This window comes from Bacillus salipaludis (assembly GCF_030938565.1).
GTDB classification, from domain to species: Bacteria; Bacillota; Bacilli; order Bacillales; family Cytobacillaceae; genus Neobacillus; species Neobacillus salipaludis_A.
Genome location: NZ_JAVGVR010000001.1, coordinates 2,529,635 through 2,545,562 on the forward strand (window position 1 = coordinate 2,529,635; position 15,928 = coordinate 2,545,562).

The following is a 15,928-nucleotide window of genomic DNA, read 5'->3' on the forward strand; positions in this document are numbered from 1 at the left end:
AGTACATAAATAACGAGAAACATTGTGAAATCTCAAACTAATTTACATCAGGAGGAAAAGAAAATGACTGAACTAAAAAATAAAGTAGCAATCGTAACAGGTGGAAGCAGAGGAATTGGAGCAGCAATTTCATTGGAATTAGCAAAACAAGGTGTGAAAATCGTTCTTAACTACGTGAGCCGTCCAGAATTAGCCGAAAAAATGGTTGCAGAAATCCAGGAATTTGGCGGAGAAGCTTTTGCCGTTCAAGCAGATGTTTCCAACAGCGATGATGCAGCGCGCCTAGTTCAAGCAGCGGTAGAGCACTTTGGTAAATTAGATATTCTTGTAAATAATGCAGGAATTACACGTGACAGTACGTTTAAAAAGCTTAGCGAAGAAGACTGGAGAAAAGTCATCGATGTGAACTTAAACAGTGTTTTCAATACTACTTCGCCAGCTCTTCAGCACTTGCTTGAATCAGATGGTGGCCGCATTATTAATATTTCATCCATTATTGGCCAGGCTGGCGGATTCGGTCAAACCAACTATGCAGCAGCTAAAGCAGGTTTGATTGGTTACACGAAATCACTTGCTCTTGAATTAGCGAAATCAAATGTAACGGTAAATGCAATTTGCCCAGGATTTATCGGTACTGAAATGGTTCAAGCAATTCCTGAGAAAGTTCTTGATGGAATTGTGGCTAAAATCCCACAAAAACGTTTAGGGACTCCTCAAGAAATTGGCCGTGGTGTAGTATTCCTATGTAAAGACGGTGCCTATATTACTGGACAACAATTAAATATTAACGGCGGACTTTACATGTAATTGTCATGAAAAGTTTGATTTAAAGATATATTTTATAGACAGAATAAATGATGTAAGGAGTGAGCAATCATTAGCATTTTAGTTACAAAAGAATGGGAAGAGTATGCCAAAATGGTTCCCGAGGAATATAAGCAGGTAATGAACCGTGTTAAAAGGGCTACTGAAGTGTTAACAACTGAGGCCGAACCGGAAGTAGGTCCAACGCCAAAGGAAGTGATTTGGACAAAGAATAAAACAAAGCTTTATCGTTTTATTTCTGATCATCCGAAAAAACATAAAGTTCCACTTCTTATGGTGTATGCCCTTATCAATAAGCCGTATATTTTGGATTTAACCAAGGGCGGCAGTTTAGTTGAATATTTAGTGAATCAAGGTTTTGATGTGTACATGATTGATTGGGGAACATTTGGTTATGAAGATCGCAATCTGAAATTAGATGATTTCATTATGGATTATATACCGCGTGCTGTTAAAAAGGTCATGAGAACTTCAAAAGTGGATGAAGTCTCCATCTTAGGATATTGTATGGGCGGTACCATGACATCTATTTTTGCGGCCTTGCATCCTGAATTGCCAATCCGTAACCTTGTGTTTATGACCAGCCCGTTTGACTTTGCAGATTCTGGTCTTTACGGTGCAATGCTTGATGAGCGATATTTTGATATTGATAAAGTAGTAGATACTCTAGGAGTAATTCCTCCTGAGATGATTGATTTTGGAAACAAAATGATTAAGCCAATGGCAAACATTTATGGACCTTTTATTAGTCTTGTTGATCGTTCAGATAATGACAGATTTGTTAAAAGCTTTAAGCTACTGCAAAAATGGCTGAATGATGGTATTCCGTTCCCTGGTGAGGCGTATCGTCAGTGGATTAGAGACTTCTATCAGAAGAACAGACTGATTAATGGCGAACTTGTTGTCCGCGGCCGAAAAGTCGACCTAAAGAATATTAAAGCGAATGTTCTAAACCTGGCAGGTAAGAGTGACCTTATTGCTCAACCACATATGGTAGAGGCATTGATGGGAAAAATATCTAGCAAGGATAAAGAATATAAGAATCTGCCTGTTGGTCATACGTCCATTACATTTGGCAGTCAAGCTACGAAAATTACTTATCCTACTATCGGTGGATGGCTTGCGGAACGTTCAAACTAAATAATGAAATGAATGATTAGGGAGTGTTCCATTTAAGGAGCACTCTTTTTTATATGAGAAAACAACATATATGTATTGGTAATCATATTATATTTGTTTTTTTCTGACAATTCAAGTAGATTATGAAAGGGTTTTCAAAAAATAATAGGCAGAAATGAATGAAGAGGGAGAATAAAGGTTATACAATTCTCCCCATTTTTAAATGAAAGTGTTGAAATTTCTAACAATCTAGCAAAATACATAAATTCTGTGGAAAAATTATTTCCATTATGACTGCGCAATGGAATTTGGGGTAATGCATCGGAATGAGACCGGTGATGATAAAACGATGGAAGTATTCACATTTCCGTAAGGAGTTAGGCGATCAATTAGATTACTCAGATGGTCCATCCCTGTCACGGCAGCCTTAAGTAAATAACTGACAGATCCGGTTAAACGATGACACTCAATGATATCAGGGTCGTCCCTTAGCAAATTTTCAAAATCTGAATAGGAAAGGATTTTCATTTCGCTGACCTGTATGAAAACGATTACATCTCTGCCGACGGCTTTTGGACAAACCCGTGCACTGAATCCCTCTATAATTTCTCGCTCTTGCAGCCGCTTTAAACGCTCGGTAATACTTGGACGGCTAAGAGATAATTTCTTCGATAATTCACTTAAGGTTATTCGTCCATCCATTTGAAGAAGTTCAAGAAGACGAATGTCTAATGGATCCATTGAATGTTCTCCTTTCAAAATGTAGATAAATATCAAAAAATTTATGCAAATAGAAAACTAACCACCTGAATCTTATGCGATTTGTTATGTTTTCCGATTACATTATACCTTATTATTTAATAGAAACATAATCTTTGTAATTATTAAATAACTAAAAGTTCAGTTTGGGTAACATCTTTTCAGAATATGTAAACGTTGTCAAATGAGGGGATGTATCGAAAAGTTTTAACCATTGAGAAAGACTTTGATTTTTCTCTTTTTTAGGAATAATTTCTACTATAATCACAGTGATAATGGGGGTAAAACAATGAACACAATCCAACCATCTTTAGAAACAACCGCAACAGTAATTGATAAAATGCATGAGCATCAGCAAATTGTTTTTTGTAATGATCCGGCAACAGGGTTAAAAGCGATTATCGCTATCCATAATACAACCCTTGGCCCTGCTTTGGGAGGCTGCCGTATGCGGCCATATCGAACGATGGATGAGGCATTGGAGGATGTACTTCGCTTATCTAAAGGGATGACCTATAAATGCGCTGCCGCAGATGTGGATTTCGGAGGTGGAAAAGCAGTTATCATAGGAGATCCAGCAAGGGATAAAACCCCTGCACTATTTAGGGCTTTTGGTCAGTTTGTTGATTCTTTAAACGGCCGTTTTTATACAGGGACAGATATGGGAACTTCAATGGATGATTTTATCCACGCTGCAAAAGAGACTAATTGCATCGTAGGAATTCCAGAAGCATATGGAGGAGGCGGCGATTCATCTATTCCAACTGCACTTGGAGTTATTTACGGTTTAAAAGCATCCAATAAAGTCGTTTTTGGTACAGATAATCTTTCCCATAAAAAATATATCATCCAAGGGCTTGGGAAGGTAGGTTACAAAGTAGCTGAGCAATTGCTAGAATCTGGTGCCGATTTATATGTAAGCGATATCAATGAAGAAGCAGTCAAGGCCATTCAAAAACATGCAAAACAATTAGGAGGCAATGTCGTTCGTGTAACCGGAGACGAAGTGTATTCAGTTGATGCCGATGTATTTGTTCCATGTGCTTTCGGCGGAATTATTAATGATGAAACGATAGACCTGTTAAAGGTTAAGGCAGTCGTAGGATCGGCGAACAATCAGCTTCTAATGGAAAATCACGGAGAAGCACTAAAACGAAAAGGGATTTTATATGCTCCAGACTACATTGTAAATGCCGGTGGGTTAATTCAAGTAGCAGATGAACTTTACGGCTACAATCAAGAGCGTGTGCTAGCCAAAACGAGCTCCATTTACACGTCTTTATTGGAAGTTTACAAGCAGGCAGAGCTGGATAATATCACAACGATTCAAGCTGCAAACCGGTTCTGTGAAAAACGAATGGAAGACCGACAAAGGCAAAATAGCTTCTTCTCACATACAAAACGCCCTAAATGGGATATTTGTAAATAAAAATTCTCCTAATGAGGTGATTGGATGTCAATGTCAATAGAATTTCCAATTTTTCAAATTGTCGATGAAACTGGGCAATTAATAAATGAACAGTATAAAGACCAATTAACAGAAGACCTTGTCAAACAATTCTACTATCATATGGTTCGCATCCGAACTTTTGATCGAAAAGCCATCAGTTTGCAGCGTCAAGGGAGACTTGGAACGTATGCCCCATTTGAAGGGCAGGAAGCTTCTCAAGTTGGAAGTGCTCTGGCGCTTGGCAAAGAGGACTGGGTATTCCCTACCTACCGTGATCACGGAGCTACCTTAACATTCGGTGCTAGCATGGCTCGTACTCTATTATATTGGAACGGTCGAGTGGAAGGTTGTGTACCGGAAGAAGGTAAAAAGATTTTCCCACCTGCCGTACCAATTGCCACACAAATCCCGCATGCAGCGGGAGCGGCAATGGCAGAAAAAAGAAAGGGAACGAAGAATGCAGCAATAGCTTATTTTGGAGACGGAGCTACTTCAGAGGGTGATTTCCATGAAGGATTGAACTTTGCCAGTGTATTTCAAGCACCCGTAATCTTTTTTAATCAAAATAACGGATTTGCCATTTCCGTTCCGATCGAAAAACAAATGAATTCCAAAACCATTGCCCAAAAGGCACTTGGTTACGATATGCCAGGTGTACGTGTGGATGGAAACGATATATTTGCTGTCTATTTCCAGACAAAAGAGTACATGGAACGTGCACGTAATGGAGGAGGACCGACTTTAATTGAAGCGATCACATGGAGGTACGGTGCCCATACCACTGCGGACGATCCAAGGAAATACCGCAATCAAGCAGAAAGCGATACCATTAGGGAAAAGCAGGATCCTCTTCTTCGTGTCGAGCGCTTTATGAAGGTAAACGGTTTTTGGGATGAAGAATGGGCGCTTAAGGTTAAAGAGGAAACGGAAAGCGAAGTAGAGCAAGCAGTAAAAGATATGGAAAGTTTTCCAAAACCAAATATCAATGATTTATTTGATAATGTGTTTGAAAAGCCAACTTGGACGATTGCAAAACAAAAAGAACAGTATCTTCAATTAATTGGAGGGGAAGTGTGATGGTGATGACTTTAGAGAGACCGTTAGAACAAACTGCCGTAAAAACGAATCAGCTGACACTTGTTCAAGCGGTTACAGATGGATTGCGCATAATGTTAAAAGAGGATGAAAATGTCCTTTTACTTGGCGAAGATATTGGAAAAAACGGAGGGGTATTCCGCGCTACTGAGGGCCTGCAGGAGGAATTCGGTGAAGATCGTGTAATGGATACGCCGCTAAGTGAAGCGGGCATTATTGGTACTTCTATCGGAATGGCAATCAATGGATTCAAACCTGTAGCGGAAATGCAGTTCTTAGGGTTTATCTACCCAGCGTTTGAGCAGATCATGACACATGTATCACGGATTCGGATGCGAACTATGGGGCGCTATTCGGTTCCGATGGTGATTCGGGCGCCATATGGTGCAGGCATCCGTGCTCCTGAGGTGCATTCAGACAGTATGGAAGCATTGTTTGCGCATATGCCTGGAATAAAAGTTGTTTGTCCTTCTTCGGCATACGATGCAAAGGGGCTGCTGATTGCTGCCATCGAAGACCCGGATCCTGTTTTATTTTTAGAGTCGATGAGAATCTACCGTTCAGAGCGGGAAGAGGTTCCAGAAGGAAAATACATCGTTGAAATCGGTAAAGGGAAAAAGCTTAAAGAGGGGAAAGACGTAACGGTTATCGCATGGGGAGCAATGGTGCCGGTAGCTTTGAAAGCAGTAGAACAGGCAGAAAAACAAGGGATCACCTGTGATGTGATTGATTTGCGAACCCTTTATCCTATTGATAAAGACATAATTGCAGAGTCTGTTCAAAAAACAGGACGTGCCGTAATTGTTCATGAAGCCCATCAAACAGGCGGCGTGGGGAATGATATTGTTTCCATTATTAACGATACATCGTTTCTCTTTATGAAGTCTCCGGTTGAACGTGTTACAGGTTTTGATGTGCCAGTTCCGCTTTTTGCGCTTGAGGAACATTATTTACCAACACCTAAGCGGGTAGTAAACGGAATCGAAAAAGTTATGTATTTTTAGGAGGGGAAAACATTGGTTGAAGTAAAACTTCATGATATTGGGGAAGGAATGACAGAGGGAGAGATTATTCACTATTTTGTTAAGGTTGGCGATAGAGTAAAAGTTGATCAGCCTCTGGTTGAGGTACAAACAGATAAAATGGTGGCTGAGCTTCCATCTCCTGCATCGGGAAAAGTAAAAGAAATTGTGGTCGATTATGGAACCACTGTATCTGTTGGTACAACACTTCTTGTGCTGGAAGCAGAGGAGACAAAAGAAGCAAAAGAATTGATGGAAATGAAACTGGAAGAAACAGCACCCCTAGAAAAGGATATACCTACAACACAACCACAGCCAACAAAGCAAGCTAAGGGAAAAGAAGAAAAACAATTTATCATTGCAGCCCCATACACAAGGAAAATTGCTCGCGAGTTTCAAGTAGATATTAACGAAATTTCAGGCACAGGAATAAACGGACGGATCACAGTAGAAGATATATACAATTTTGTTAAAAAACGCGACTTGGTGCAGTCTTCCAAGGAAATGAAAGCGATTTCCGCAGAATCGATAGAACAAATAAAAAAGCCAAACGTAGACAATCGTGGACGGGAAGTCCGAAATGAAAAGGAAACAAAAGGTGAAGAGATTCCTTTTAGAGGCCGCAGGAAGCAGATAGCAAAGAAAATGACCCAATCTCTTTATACCATTCCACATGTGACACATTTTGAAGAGGCCGATTTAACGGACCTGCTTGCTTATAGAATGGATTTAAAAGAAATAGGGATCCATGTTTCGGCAGTTGCTTTCTTTATTAAAGCCATTGCCGTAGCATTAAAACAATTCCCAGTATTCAATGCAAAACTCGATGAAGAAAACGAAGTGATTCGTTTAGAAAAAGAATATAACATTGGAATTGCTACAGATACTGAAGATGGTTTAATTGTCCCAATCATCCATCATGCAGATCAATTAACGGTTCGTCAAATTCATGACAAACTAAAAGAATTGACTAAAAAAGCACAAGAAAATCAGCTGACACCAGCGGATTTAAAAGGCGGAACATTTACCATCAGTAATGTTGGTCCATTAGGAAGTATCGGGGCAACACCGATTATTAATTATCCGGAAACGGGATTAATTGCTTTTCATAAAACGAAAAAAATGCCTGTTGTCGTGGAGAATGATGAAATTGCGATTCGTTCAATCATGACGATGTCGATGGCGTTTGACCACCGCGTGGCTGACGGTGCTACGGCCGTGGCCTTTACAAATCGTTTTAAGCAATTAATTGAAAATCCAAAGCTATGGCCAATTGAATTAACATAAAAAACTAGAAATCTAAAAATACGAAACGTCAATAACGTGGTATGATAGAAAGCATGGATTGAATCGTTTGATCGAGTGAAGGAGGAGTATGTTTGAAATCTGCATCACTGCAAAAAAAGTTATTGCCACGCCATATTAGCTTAATGGCAATGGGAGGAGCAATCGGGACCGGGATTTTTAAAGGGAGCGCGGAAACGGTATCAATAGCCGGACCGGGAGTAATCTTTACCTATGTGTTCGCAGGTCTGTTGCTGCTTGTTGTGATGGGTGCTATAGCAGAAATGGCAATTGTCTATCCAAATACAAATATGAAAGGTTTTGTTCGGAAAGCCTTCGGTAAGCGTGCCTCTTTCGTAATTGGCTGGATGTATTGTTTTATGTGGCTGGCTGTGTGTGTCATTGAAATTGTCGTGGCCGGCAGTTTCTTACAATATTGGCTTCCCTCTATTCCACTTTGGGAATTAAGTTTGGGCTGTGCTGCATTGGTTATTGGCATTAACATGATGAATGTGAAAAATTATGGGGAGTTTGAATTTTGGTTTGCCGGCATTAAAATCACCATGATTATCGTATTTATCATTTTGGGAGCTTGTATTCTATTTGGACTTATTCCAAGTAATCAATCGAACTATCTGCAAAATTTTACGGAACATGGTGGATTTTTTCCAAAAGGATGGACGTCCATCTTTTCAGCGCTGTTAATTGTGATGTTTTCGTATGGCGGTTCAGAACTGATCGGGTTAACGGTTACAGAAGTAAAAGATGCAGATCGTATATTACCCAAGGTGATTAAGAGTTTTATTTGGCGCATTATATTGTTTTATACACTTCCGATACTAGTCATTTGTGGTTTAATTCCTTGGGATAAAATAAGTGATCACGCAAGTCCATTTGTCCAGGTATTGTCGATGACTGGTCTTCAGGGCTCCGCGCATCTGATGAACTTTATTTTAATTACCGCAGTATTATCTGCAGCGAACTCTGGAATTTATGGATGTACGCGAATGCTGCATTCTTTAGCGGTAGAAGGGGAAGCACCGAAGTCCTTCTCTTATGTAACAAACAAAGGTGTACCATTATACAGCCTAATGCTAAGTGCCGTGGTTTTAATCGGCGGTTCGATGATTGCTTATGTTGCTCAGGATCAAGTATTTATGTTATTAATGGCGGTTCCGGGATTTGTCGTATCATTAGTGTGGATCAGCATTTGTTTGGCACAATTAAAACTTCGGAAAACCTATCCAATGAATCCGAGCTTCAAATTGTGGGGTTTCCCCTATATCACAGCGATTACCGTTTTAATTTTAAGCTTTATATCCGTGATATTTGTGTTTAACGTGCAAAACCGCGTCAGTATTATTACTAGTCTAGTTGTTTTGGCAGTGTTAGTTGCGATCTCAATTTTGAAATTTAAAAACTCGGAAGACCAGGATACTAAGATTCAAGAAGAGAATGTCGTATAAGATAGAACAATAAATATTTTAATGTATTACAGGGGCGGTTTATTCGTCCCTTTTTATTTTATTTAAGGTACTTAACCGCTGTTGCAGCATATATTTCAGCAGATTCAACCAAGTTCCGAACTAAAACTCGCTCATCAAAACCGTGAAGTGTATTTAGAATACCAGGTCCGTATAGGACTGTGTCAATTCCATTACTCCGGAAGTGACGGGCATCGCTGGAAGCAAGTAGCAATTTACTGAAAATTGGTTTTTTATTTCCAAGGACTCGTCGAATCCCTTTTTCTAATGCCTGTACGATTGGACGATTCTCCAAGGTCCAGTTTGGGTTTAATAGGGACCCCATTGGCTCCACAATCGAGCCTGGTGCAACTTGTTCAACAAGATTTCTGGCCGTATTTAGTACAAACTCAGGCTTCATACCGAATGGGACTCGTGTATCAACCTCAATCACGCATTTTTCAGCTACGACATTTACCTTGGTACCGCCCATGATTATACCCGGATTGTAAGATGGGCGATAAAGCAGCTGTGCAAGTGAGGGATTTCCTGACTCCTGGGAAAAGAACCACTCGCTTTTTTTTAAAAGAGGAACAAGTTCCGCTGGTGGAGATGCCTTTAAATCCCATAACCTTGCCAGTGCCTCAACCACTAATGCTCCTCTTCTAATAGCGGAGATTCCTGAAATCGGCTGTTGGCTACCATGCCCGGGCTGACCAGGAATTGTCACCCTAAACCATAAGCTTGCTTTTTCTCCAACATCCGGGTTGCGAGGGTACGATGGCTCGCCAATTAGACAGGCATTCCCTTGAATCATTCCTTGGTCGATGAATTTCGCGGCAGCATAGCCGCCAGTTTCTTCATCTGGCACAACAACAACACCCAGTTTCCCCCTAAGATTAAGCTTTTGGGCTAGTTCTTGAATTATTCCAGCTGCAAAGACTAGAGCTGCCAGACCGGCCTTCATATCGGAGGCCCCTCGACCTAATAACATACCTGCTTGAACTTCCCCTGAAAACGGGTCAAAGGACCAATGTGTTCGGTCTCCCGCAGGAACGACATCTGAATGTCCGCAAAAAAGGAGCTTTTGCCCTGCGGCACCGGCTAATGAAGCATCTCCGACAACCGTAACAAGCCCACTTTCTTGGTGGATGTATTCTGAAATCGTGAACCCTTTTGCCTTTAAATACTCACTAATATGCTGTCCAACTTCTCGTGAATATTTAGTAAACTCAGGGGATGGATTTTCGGATGGTATTCGGATAAGCGCAGACGCAAGGTCGATTAATTCTTGCTGTCTTTCTCTGACCAGTTGGCGAATCATGTTGCCGCTCATATGCTAAACCTCCCATTAAAACACTTATAATTTACACTATGCTATTCACTGGAGTTGGGTACTATGCTAAGGAGTAGAAAGGGATATTGAAATAGGCATTATTTATTAGGTATTCGCCGTTTCGTATCAAAATTGGTTACATATTAATAGGATATTCAACTATAAAGGAGCGATGCTCAGATGTATCCTTATGGAAATTATTCAATTCCGCAAGTTCAGTACAACTATAATCCTTATGTACAACAGTATCAATATGAGCCTGAACGACAAATGCCGCAATTATCGCAGTTGCTTCAATTACCCCAATGGCAGCAGCTGGAACGCAGATTGAATCAACTAGAAAGGCAAAATGACCGGCAGGATCGAGAAATTGATCAGCTTCAATTCCGTCTTCAACGGGTGAATCAGCGGCTTCGGGTGGTAGAAAACAGGTTACATGTACCATTTACTTCACATGATGAATTTTAAGGAAAAGCAAAGGAACTGGGAAATTCCCAGTTCCTTTATTGAAGTTGGTTGAGAAAATTTTTCTGAAGGCCAAAACTAGCGGGGAACACTGGAAAAATGTCCTTCATAGAGTGGATGAAGAACAAAACCAGAGAGGATCCACAAAGAAACGGCCTTCATAAGGTCAATGAAGGCCAAAACTAGTGAGGATCCACAAAGAAACGGCCTTCATAAGGTCAATGAAGGCCAAAACTAGTGAGGCCCCGCAAAGAAACGGCCTTCATAAGGTCAATGAAGGCCAAAACTAGTGAGGACCCGCGAAGAAATAACCTTCATAAGGCCGATGAAGGTCAAAACTAGTGAGGCCCCGCAAAGAAACGGCCTTCATAAGGTCAATGAAGGCCAAAACTAGTGAGGCCCCGCGAAGAAATAACCTTCATAAGGCCGATGAAGGTCAAAACTAGTGAGGACCCGCAAAGAAACGGCCTTCATAAGGCCGATGAAGGCCAAAACTAGTGAGGCCCCGCGAAGAAATGTCCTTCATAAGGTCGATGAAGGCCAAAACCAGAGAGGACCCGCGAAGAAATGTCCTTCATAAGATTGATGAAGGACAAAACCATCTTGGCCCCCCAAGAAACGGCCTTCATATGCTAGCAAAAACAAATCAAAATAAAGCCCTAATCCTCATTTCCAACAAAAGCCTGACTTTTACGATATACCATTGCTTCCATTGTAGCAATTAGCTCCTTGCCACTAAAAACACGAATAGCATACCACCCCAGTTTATGATTTTTCTTAATTTCCTCAGCAGTAGCCGTGAGTGTTTCCCCTAATTTTCCTGCAGACATGAAATTTACATTGGTTGTCACACCAACAGCTGTTTTTCCATATGAGTTACTGGCTGCGGCAAATACATAATCAGCAAGAGAAAAAATTACCCCACCATGGACAGTTCCATGCGCGTTTAACATATTTTTGCCCGGAGTTAACTCAGCTTCTGCTGTACCGAGTCCGAGTTTTGTCAATTTCATGCCAAGGAATCGACCATAAGGTTCATTTTTCATTAGGTCTACAATCTGTTCATAATGTTTTTCGTGAATCGCTTTTTCTTCGATATGAGTACTCATAGAATCCTCCCTTTTATTTAATTAGTTAATAAAACGTTTTTGGAACGTTGAGTGTTATAAATGAAATATATCATTTTGATAGAGTAGTATCAATTTAAAAATGAACATAATGGGTATAAAATTCAGTGAAAAGGGTGCTTTTTTTGCTAAAATCACTGTTTTTAACGGATTTAAAGGGTGAAATAAATATTTTTACATAAAATTAAAATTTTCAGTTATTATCATTGACACGGTGTGAATATGGTATTAATCTATAACTATGTTACATTAATTTTAATTATCGTGTAAATTGTGTTATCCAAAAATTTGATGATGATGAAAGTAAGGGGGATTATAGTATGTACAATCCGGAAATAGAAACAATGAGTCGTTCTGAAATGAAAGCGTTACAATTCCTGCGACTTAAACAAACCGTAAAAAGGGTTTATGAAAATGTACCATTTTATAAGCAAAAGTTTGATGAATTAGGAATTACACCAGATGATATTCAATCATTAGAGGATGTAAGATTGCTTCCATTTACGAAGAAAAAAGATTTGCGCGATCAATATCCATTTGGATTGTTTGCTGTACCAATGGAAGAAGTTAATCGAATCCATGGTTCATCGGGGACAAGCGGTAAACCGACTGTTGTTGGTTATACGAAAAACGATATTAGTAATTGGGCTAAGATTGTAGCACGTGCTATCGTAACAGCAGGGGGAAAAAAGTCCGATATTTTCCACAACGCTTACGGATATGGACTTTTTACAGGCGGACTTGGCCTTCATCATGGAGCGGAAGAGTTGGGAGTGGCAGTAGTTCCTATTTCTGGAGGAAACACTGAAAGACAAATAACTGTTATTGAGGATTTTAAGCCTAGAGGAATTTGTGGAACCCCATCTTATATTTTAAATATTGTGGAACAAATGGAACATATGGGATTGGATCCGCGTGATACCAGTTTGGAATATGGCATTTTTGGCGCTGAACCATGGACAGAAGAAATGCGTGCTACACTTGAGAAAAAGTTGAATATTAAAGCGATTGATATTTACGGTTTAAGTGAAGTAATGGGTCCTGGTGTAGCGATTGAATGTTATGAAGCGCAAAATGGTTTGCATATTGCGGATGATCATTTCTTAGTAGAAGTATTAAATCCTGAAACATTAGAGCCTGTCGAAGATGGTCAAGATGGAGAACTTGTATTTACCAGCTTAACGAAGGAAGCGCTTCCTATTATTCGCTATCGTACAGGAGATATTGCTTCGATTACGCACGAAAAATGTAAATGTGGAAGAACACATACGCGTATGTCCCGGTTAAAAGGACGGACAGATGACATGCTGATTGTCCGCGGGGTAAATGTTTTCCCTTCTGAGATTGAACGTGTACTTTTACAAATTGAAGGGCTTTTCCCGAATTATCAAATTCACCTGACTAAAAAGGGAAGTTTGGATAGTGTAGAACTCCATGTGGAAATTGAGAAGCATCTTTATCAAGAAGTTGGTGAAGATTTAGGACATGCAGCCGTTCAAGCATTAAAACGTACAATCCAGCATCAAATGAAATCAACATGCTTAGTATCAATGGATACGATTATTAATAAACCGGGGAGCCTGCCTCGATCTGATGGGAAAGCGAAAAGAGTTGTAGATAAACGGAAGGCAACACCTGTAACAAATTAAGTTGACATATAATTAAATTGTAAACGTTTAATCTATGCTTGCATCTCTATACGCACGGGATTGCAAGCATAGATTAATTGATAAGTTATGTACTATAAAAATAGTAGAATTTTCTTGCTTTTTATATAACAATAAAATATAATTACGTTAAATAAACGTTATATAGAGAAAGGCGGTATAGATGTGAGCGTCCTTGAAAAAGATTTAAACGAACAAGCACAATTAGAAAAGTTTATTGCTCGAATTGAAGCGGGCGACAAAATTGAAGCAGATGACTGGATGCCGGAAGAATACAGAATTGCATTAATCAAATTAATTTCACAGCACGGAATTAGTGAGATTATGGGTGCGTTACCTGAAAAAGAATGGGTGCCAAAAGCACCATCGCTTAAAAGAAAATTGGGGATTATGGCCAAAGTTCAAGATGAAATGGGTCATGGTCAGCTGCTCCTTCGTGTGGCAGAGGACTTATTAAAACCTTATGGAAAAGATCGCGGCGATTTAATGCAGGATCTGTTTAATGGAGATTTAAAATTTCATAATGTCTTCCATATGGCAACAAACACTTGGGCTGACGCTGGAATGATTGGCTGGCTTGTTGATGGTGCAGCGATTATCACGCAAACAAACATGCTTGGTGCTTCTTACGGTCCATATGCAAGAGCATTGCACCGCATTTGCGCAGAGGAAGTATTCCATGCACAGCATGGGGAAGCGATTATCATGGCGCTTGCAGAAGGAACAGAGGAACAAAAACAAATGATCCAGGAGTCATTAAATGACTGGTGGGAAGCGCTTCTGATGTTCTTTGGACCGGCAAGTAGTACGACAACTGGTACAAGTAAACAGGATGTAACGATCAAATATGGAATCCGCACAAGTACAAACGAAGAATTACGCCAAAGCTTTTTTACAAAGTACATTCCGCGAATTTTATCATTAGGTTTAACGATTCCGGATCCAACTCTTCATTTTGATGAAGATCAACAGCTTTGGGTTTACCAACAGCCTGATTGGAATAAATTCAAACAAATTATTAAAAACAATGGCCCTCGCTCACAAGCACGCTTGAACTTGCGGAGAGTTTCTTATGAAAACAACGCATGGGTACGCGATGCCTTAGCTGCAGCGATTAATTAACGAAAGGGGAAGAGAAAAATGGATCAAAAGAAAACATTTTATCAGGAATTCGAAGTCTTCAGTAAGCGGACACCTTCTTCACCCTTTCAGCACCAATTTAGCTTGTTAGCTCCAAATGCTGAAATGGCGATGGTAATGGCTCAAGAAAACTTTATGCGACGCGACCCGGTTGCAGATATTTGGGTCGTAAACCGTGAAGATATCCGTGGTATGTCAAAGGAAGAAAAGCTTACCTTACAAAGATTAGACAATAAAGATTATCGTACAACGAAAGGCTACGGCTACTTAAAGAAAAAATGGCGGCATTATGAGCAACAAATGCTCGATGAAAAAGAAATTCTTTCATGGGCGGAGGGAACAAAAAATGACAGAACAAAATGTAACTATCACTCCTGAATTAAAGGAATCAGTTGTAAATTTATTATTTCAACTTGCAGACGATGACTTCTTATATTCGTATCGAGGATCAGAATGGCTTGGGCTAGCACCCCATATTGAAGAGGATGTTGCCTCCTCCTCAATTAGTCAGGACAGCATGGGGCATGCTGCAATGTTCTATCAATTATTAGAAGAAATCGGAATTGGAAACGCCGATGCACTCGCCCACCTAAGACCTGCTAATGAAAGAAAAAATAGTATTTTAGTAGAAAGGCCGAATGGTGAGGGCTATTACATGGAAGTTCCAAAATACGATTGGGCTTACGCAGTCGTTCGGAATTATTTCTACACAACAGCAAAGAAAGTGAAAATTGATTCAGTGAAAAATAGTTCCTATGACCCGCTGGCTAAAGTTGCCATTAAAGTAAATATGGAATTGTACTATCATTTGCTTCACTGGAAAACATGGTTCGTCCAACTTCTAAGTTCAACAGACGAAGCAAAGCAAAGAATGAATATCGCAATTGAACAAGTCATGAGTGATTTTGGGGATGTCTTTTCACTTGGCAAGGATGGAGAAAAAATTGTTGAACTAGGTTTAATTGAAAAAAGCGATGTTCTTATTCACCGCTGGAAACAACAACTGGAGCAAGTGCTTCAATCGGTTGGGTTAAGTCTTCCTGAAATTCCGGCAAACCCAGAAAGAAATGGCCGTAATTTAGAACATACAGAAGATTTAGTTTCAGCGATTGAGACACTTTCAGAGGTTTATCGTTTAGATACAGCTGCATCATGGTAATGTAAACATAGAAAAGA

At 39.9% G+C, this 15,928-nt stretch carries 15 protein-coding genes; 11 read left to right on the plus strand and 4 right to left on the minus strand.

Features of this window, described 5'->3' with window-relative positions:
• Positions 1 to 63 precede the first annotated feature (63 nt).
• Entirely contained in the window at positions 64 to 807 is a 744-nt protein-coding gene (gene phbB, locus RCG21_RS12450) for an acetoacetyl-CoA reductase (RefSeq protein WP_133333724.1), read from the plus strand.
• Between the two features lie 69 nt (positions 808 to 876).
• Complete coding sequence (gene phaC / locus RCG21_RS12455; protein WP_133333723.1) at positions 877 to 1,965, plus strand: class III poly(R)-hydroxyalkanoic acid synthase subunit PhaC; 1,089 nt, start codon at positions 877 to 879, stop codon at positions 1,963 to 1,965.
• A 267-nt stretch (positions 1,966 to 2,232) separates the two neighbouring features.
• On the opposite strand, the gene RCG21_RS12460 is transcribed toward phaC, so the two are convergent.
• On the minus strand, positions 2,233 to 2,685 hold the full coding sequence (locus RCG21_RS12460) for an Lrp/AsnC family transcriptional regulator (RefSeq protein WP_026575059.1): 453 nt from the start codon (positions 2,683 to 2,685) through the stop codon (positions 2,233 to 2,235).
• Between the two features lie 307 nt (positions 2,686 to 2,992).
• On the opposite strand from RCG21_RS12460, the gene RCG21_RS12465 reads away from it, so the two are divergent.
• The 5 genes from RCG21_RS12465 (at position 2,993) to RCG21_RS12485 (ending at position 9,020) form a co-directional block, all read left to right on the plus strand.
• Positions 2,993 to 4,132 carry a Leu/Phe/Val dehydrogenase gene (locus RCG21_RS12465; protein WP_133333722.1) on the plus strand — a complete coding sequence of 380 codons (1,140 nt, stop codon included), beginning with the start codon at positions 2,993 to 2,995 and terminating at the stop codon, positions 4,130 to 4,132.
• A 30-nt stretch (positions 4,133 to 4,162) separates the two neighbouring features.
• Positions 4,163 to 5,230, plus strand: a complete 1,068-nt coding sequence (gene pdhA / locus RCG21_RS12470; protein WP_308914258.1) for a pyruvate dehydrogenase (acetyl-transferring) E1 component subunit alpha — start codon at positions 4,163 to 4,165, stop codon at positions 5,228 to 5,230.
• 5 nt (positions 5,231 to 5,235) lie between these two features.
• On the plus strand, positions 5,236 to 6,252 hold the full coding sequence (locus tag RCG21_RS12475) for an alpha-ketoacid dehydrogenase subunit beta (RefSeq protein WP_133333783.1): 1,017 nt from the start codon (positions 5,236 to 5,238) through the stop codon (positions 6,250 to 6,252).
• Between the two features lie 12 nt (positions 6,253 to 6,264).
• On the plus strand, positions 6,265 to 7,557 hold the full coding sequence (locus RCG21_RS12480) for a dihydrolipoamide acetyltransferase family protein (protein ID WP_133333721.1): 1,293 nt from the start codon (positions 6,265 to 6,267) through the stop codon (positions 7,555 to 7,557).
• 143 nt (positions 7,558 to 7,700) lie between these two features.
• Positions 7,701 to 9,020 (plus strand): amino acid permease, encoded by a 1,320-nt coding sequence (locus RCG21_RS12485; RefSeq protein WP_133333782.1) that lies wholly within the window; start codon positions 7,701 to 7,703, stop codon positions 9,018 to 9,020.
• Between the two features lie 58 nt (positions 9,021 to 9,078).
• Here the strand turns inward: RCG21_RS12485 and RCG21_RS12490 are convergent, their stop codons facing one another.
• From RCG21_RS12490 to RCG21_RS12500, 3 genes are all read right to left on the minus strand, one after another.
• Positions 9,079 to 10,353 carry a M20 family metallopeptidase gene (locus tag RCG21_RS12490; RefSeq protein ID WP_308913217.1) on the minus strand — a complete coding sequence of 425 codons (1,275 nt, stop codon included), beginning with the start codon at positions 10,351 to 10,353 and terminating at the stop codon, positions 9,079 to 9,081.
• 136 nt (positions 10,354 to 10,489) lie between these two features.
• Positions 10,490 to 10,798 (minus strand): hypothetical protein, encoded by a 309-nt coding sequence (locus RCG21_RS12495; RefSeq protein WP_208025332.1) that lies wholly within the window; start codon positions 10,796 to 10,798, stop codon positions 10,490 to 10,492.
• Between the two features lie 679 nt (positions 10,799 to 11,477).
• Complete coding sequence (locus tag RCG21_RS12500) at positions 11,478 to 11,927, minus strand: PaaI family thioesterase (protein WP_133333718.1); 450 nt, start codon at positions 11,925 to 11,927, stop codon at positions 11,478 to 11,480.
• A 338-nt stretch (positions 11,928 to 12,265) separates the two neighbouring features.
• Here RCG21_RS12500 and paaK point away from each other — a divergent pair, with 338 nt between their 5' ends.
• From paaK to paaC, 4 genes are all read left to right on the plus strand, one after another.
• Positions 12,266 to 13,594, plus strand: coding sequence for a phenylacetate--CoA ligase PaaK (gene paaK / locus RCG21_RS12505; RefSeq protein ID WP_133333717.1), 1,329 nt, complete (start codon positions 12,266 to 12,268; stop codon positions 13,592 to 13,594).
• Between the two features lie 183 nt (positions 13,595 to 13,777).
• Positions 13,778 to 14,734, plus strand: a complete 957-nt coding sequence (gene paaA / locus RCG21_RS12510) for a 1,2-phenylacetyl-CoA epoxidase subunit PaaA (RefSeq protein WP_372512640.1) — start codon at positions 13,778 to 13,780, stop codon at positions 14,732 to 14,734.
• Between the two features lie 18 nt (positions 14,735 to 14,752).
• Positions 14,753 to 15,130 (plus strand): 1,2-phenylacetyl-CoA epoxidase subunit PaaB, encoded by a 378-nt coding sequence (gene paaB, locus RCG21_RS12515; RefSeq protein ID WP_308913218.1) that lies wholly within the window; start codon positions 14,753 to 14,755, stop codon positions 15,128 to 15,130.
• The gene (paaC, locus tag RCG21_RS12520; RefSeq protein WP_235824748.1) at positions 15,099 to 15,911 is read left to right on the plus strand and encodes a 1,2-phenylacetyl-CoA epoxidase subunit PaaC; all 813 of its coding nucleotides are present in this window, start codon (positions 15,099 to 15,101) and stop codon (positions 15,909 to 15,911) included. The genes paaB and paaC overlap by 32 nt, the downstream gene beginning before the upstream one ends.
• Positions 15,912 to 15,928 lie beyond the last annotated feature (17 nt).

Excerpts from the sequence above, each read along its gene's own strand:
- phbB (WP_133333724.1), top strand. The coding sequence starts at position 64 with ATGACTGAACTAAAAAATAAAGTAGCAATCGTAACAGGTGGAAGCAGA.
- RCG21_RS12460 (WP_026575059.1), bottom strand. The coding sequence starts at position 2,685 with ATGGATCCATTAGACATTCGTCTTCTTGAACTTCTTCAAATGGATGGA.
- RCG21_RS12465 (WP_133333722.1), top strand. The coding sequence starts at position 2,993 with ATGAACACAATCCAACCATCTTTAGAAACAACCGCAACAGTAATTGAT.
- pdhA (WP_308914258.1), top strand. The coding sequence starts at position 4,163 with ATGTCAATAGAATTTCCAATTTTTCAAATTGTCGATGAAACTGGGCAA.
- RCG21_RS12475 (WP_133333783.1), top strand. The coding sequence starts at position 5,236 with ATGACTTTAGAGAGACCGTTAGAACAAACTGCCGTAAAAACGAATCAG.
- RCG21_RS12485 (WP_133333782.1), top strand. The coding sequence starts at position 7,701 with ATGGCAATGGGAGGAGCAATCGGGACCGGGATTTTTAAAGGGAGCGCG.
- RCG21_RS12490 (WP_308913217.1), bottom strand. The coding sequence starts at position 10,353 with ATGAGCGGCAACATGATTCGCCAACTGGTCAGAGAAAGACAGCAAGAA.
- RCG21_RS12495 (WP_208025332.1), bottom strand. The coding sequence starts at position 10,798 with ATGGTACATGTAACCTGTTTTCTACCACCCGAAGCCGCTGATTCACCC.
- RCG21_RS12500 (WP_133333718.1), bottom strand. The coding sequence starts at position 11,927 with ATGAGTACTCATATCGAAGAAAAAGCGATTCACGAAAAACATTATGAA.
- paaK (WP_133333717.1), top strand. The coding sequence starts at position 12,266 with ATGTACAATCCGGAAATAGAAACAATGAGTCGTTCTGAAATGAAAGCG.
- paaB (WP_308913218.1), top strand. The coding sequence starts at position 14,753 with ATGGATCAAAAGAAAACATTTTATCAGGAATTCGAAGTCTTCAGTAAG.
- paaC (WP_235824748.1), top strand. The coding sequence starts at position 15,099 with ATGACAGAACAAAATGTAACTATCACTCCTGAATTAAAGGAATCAGTT.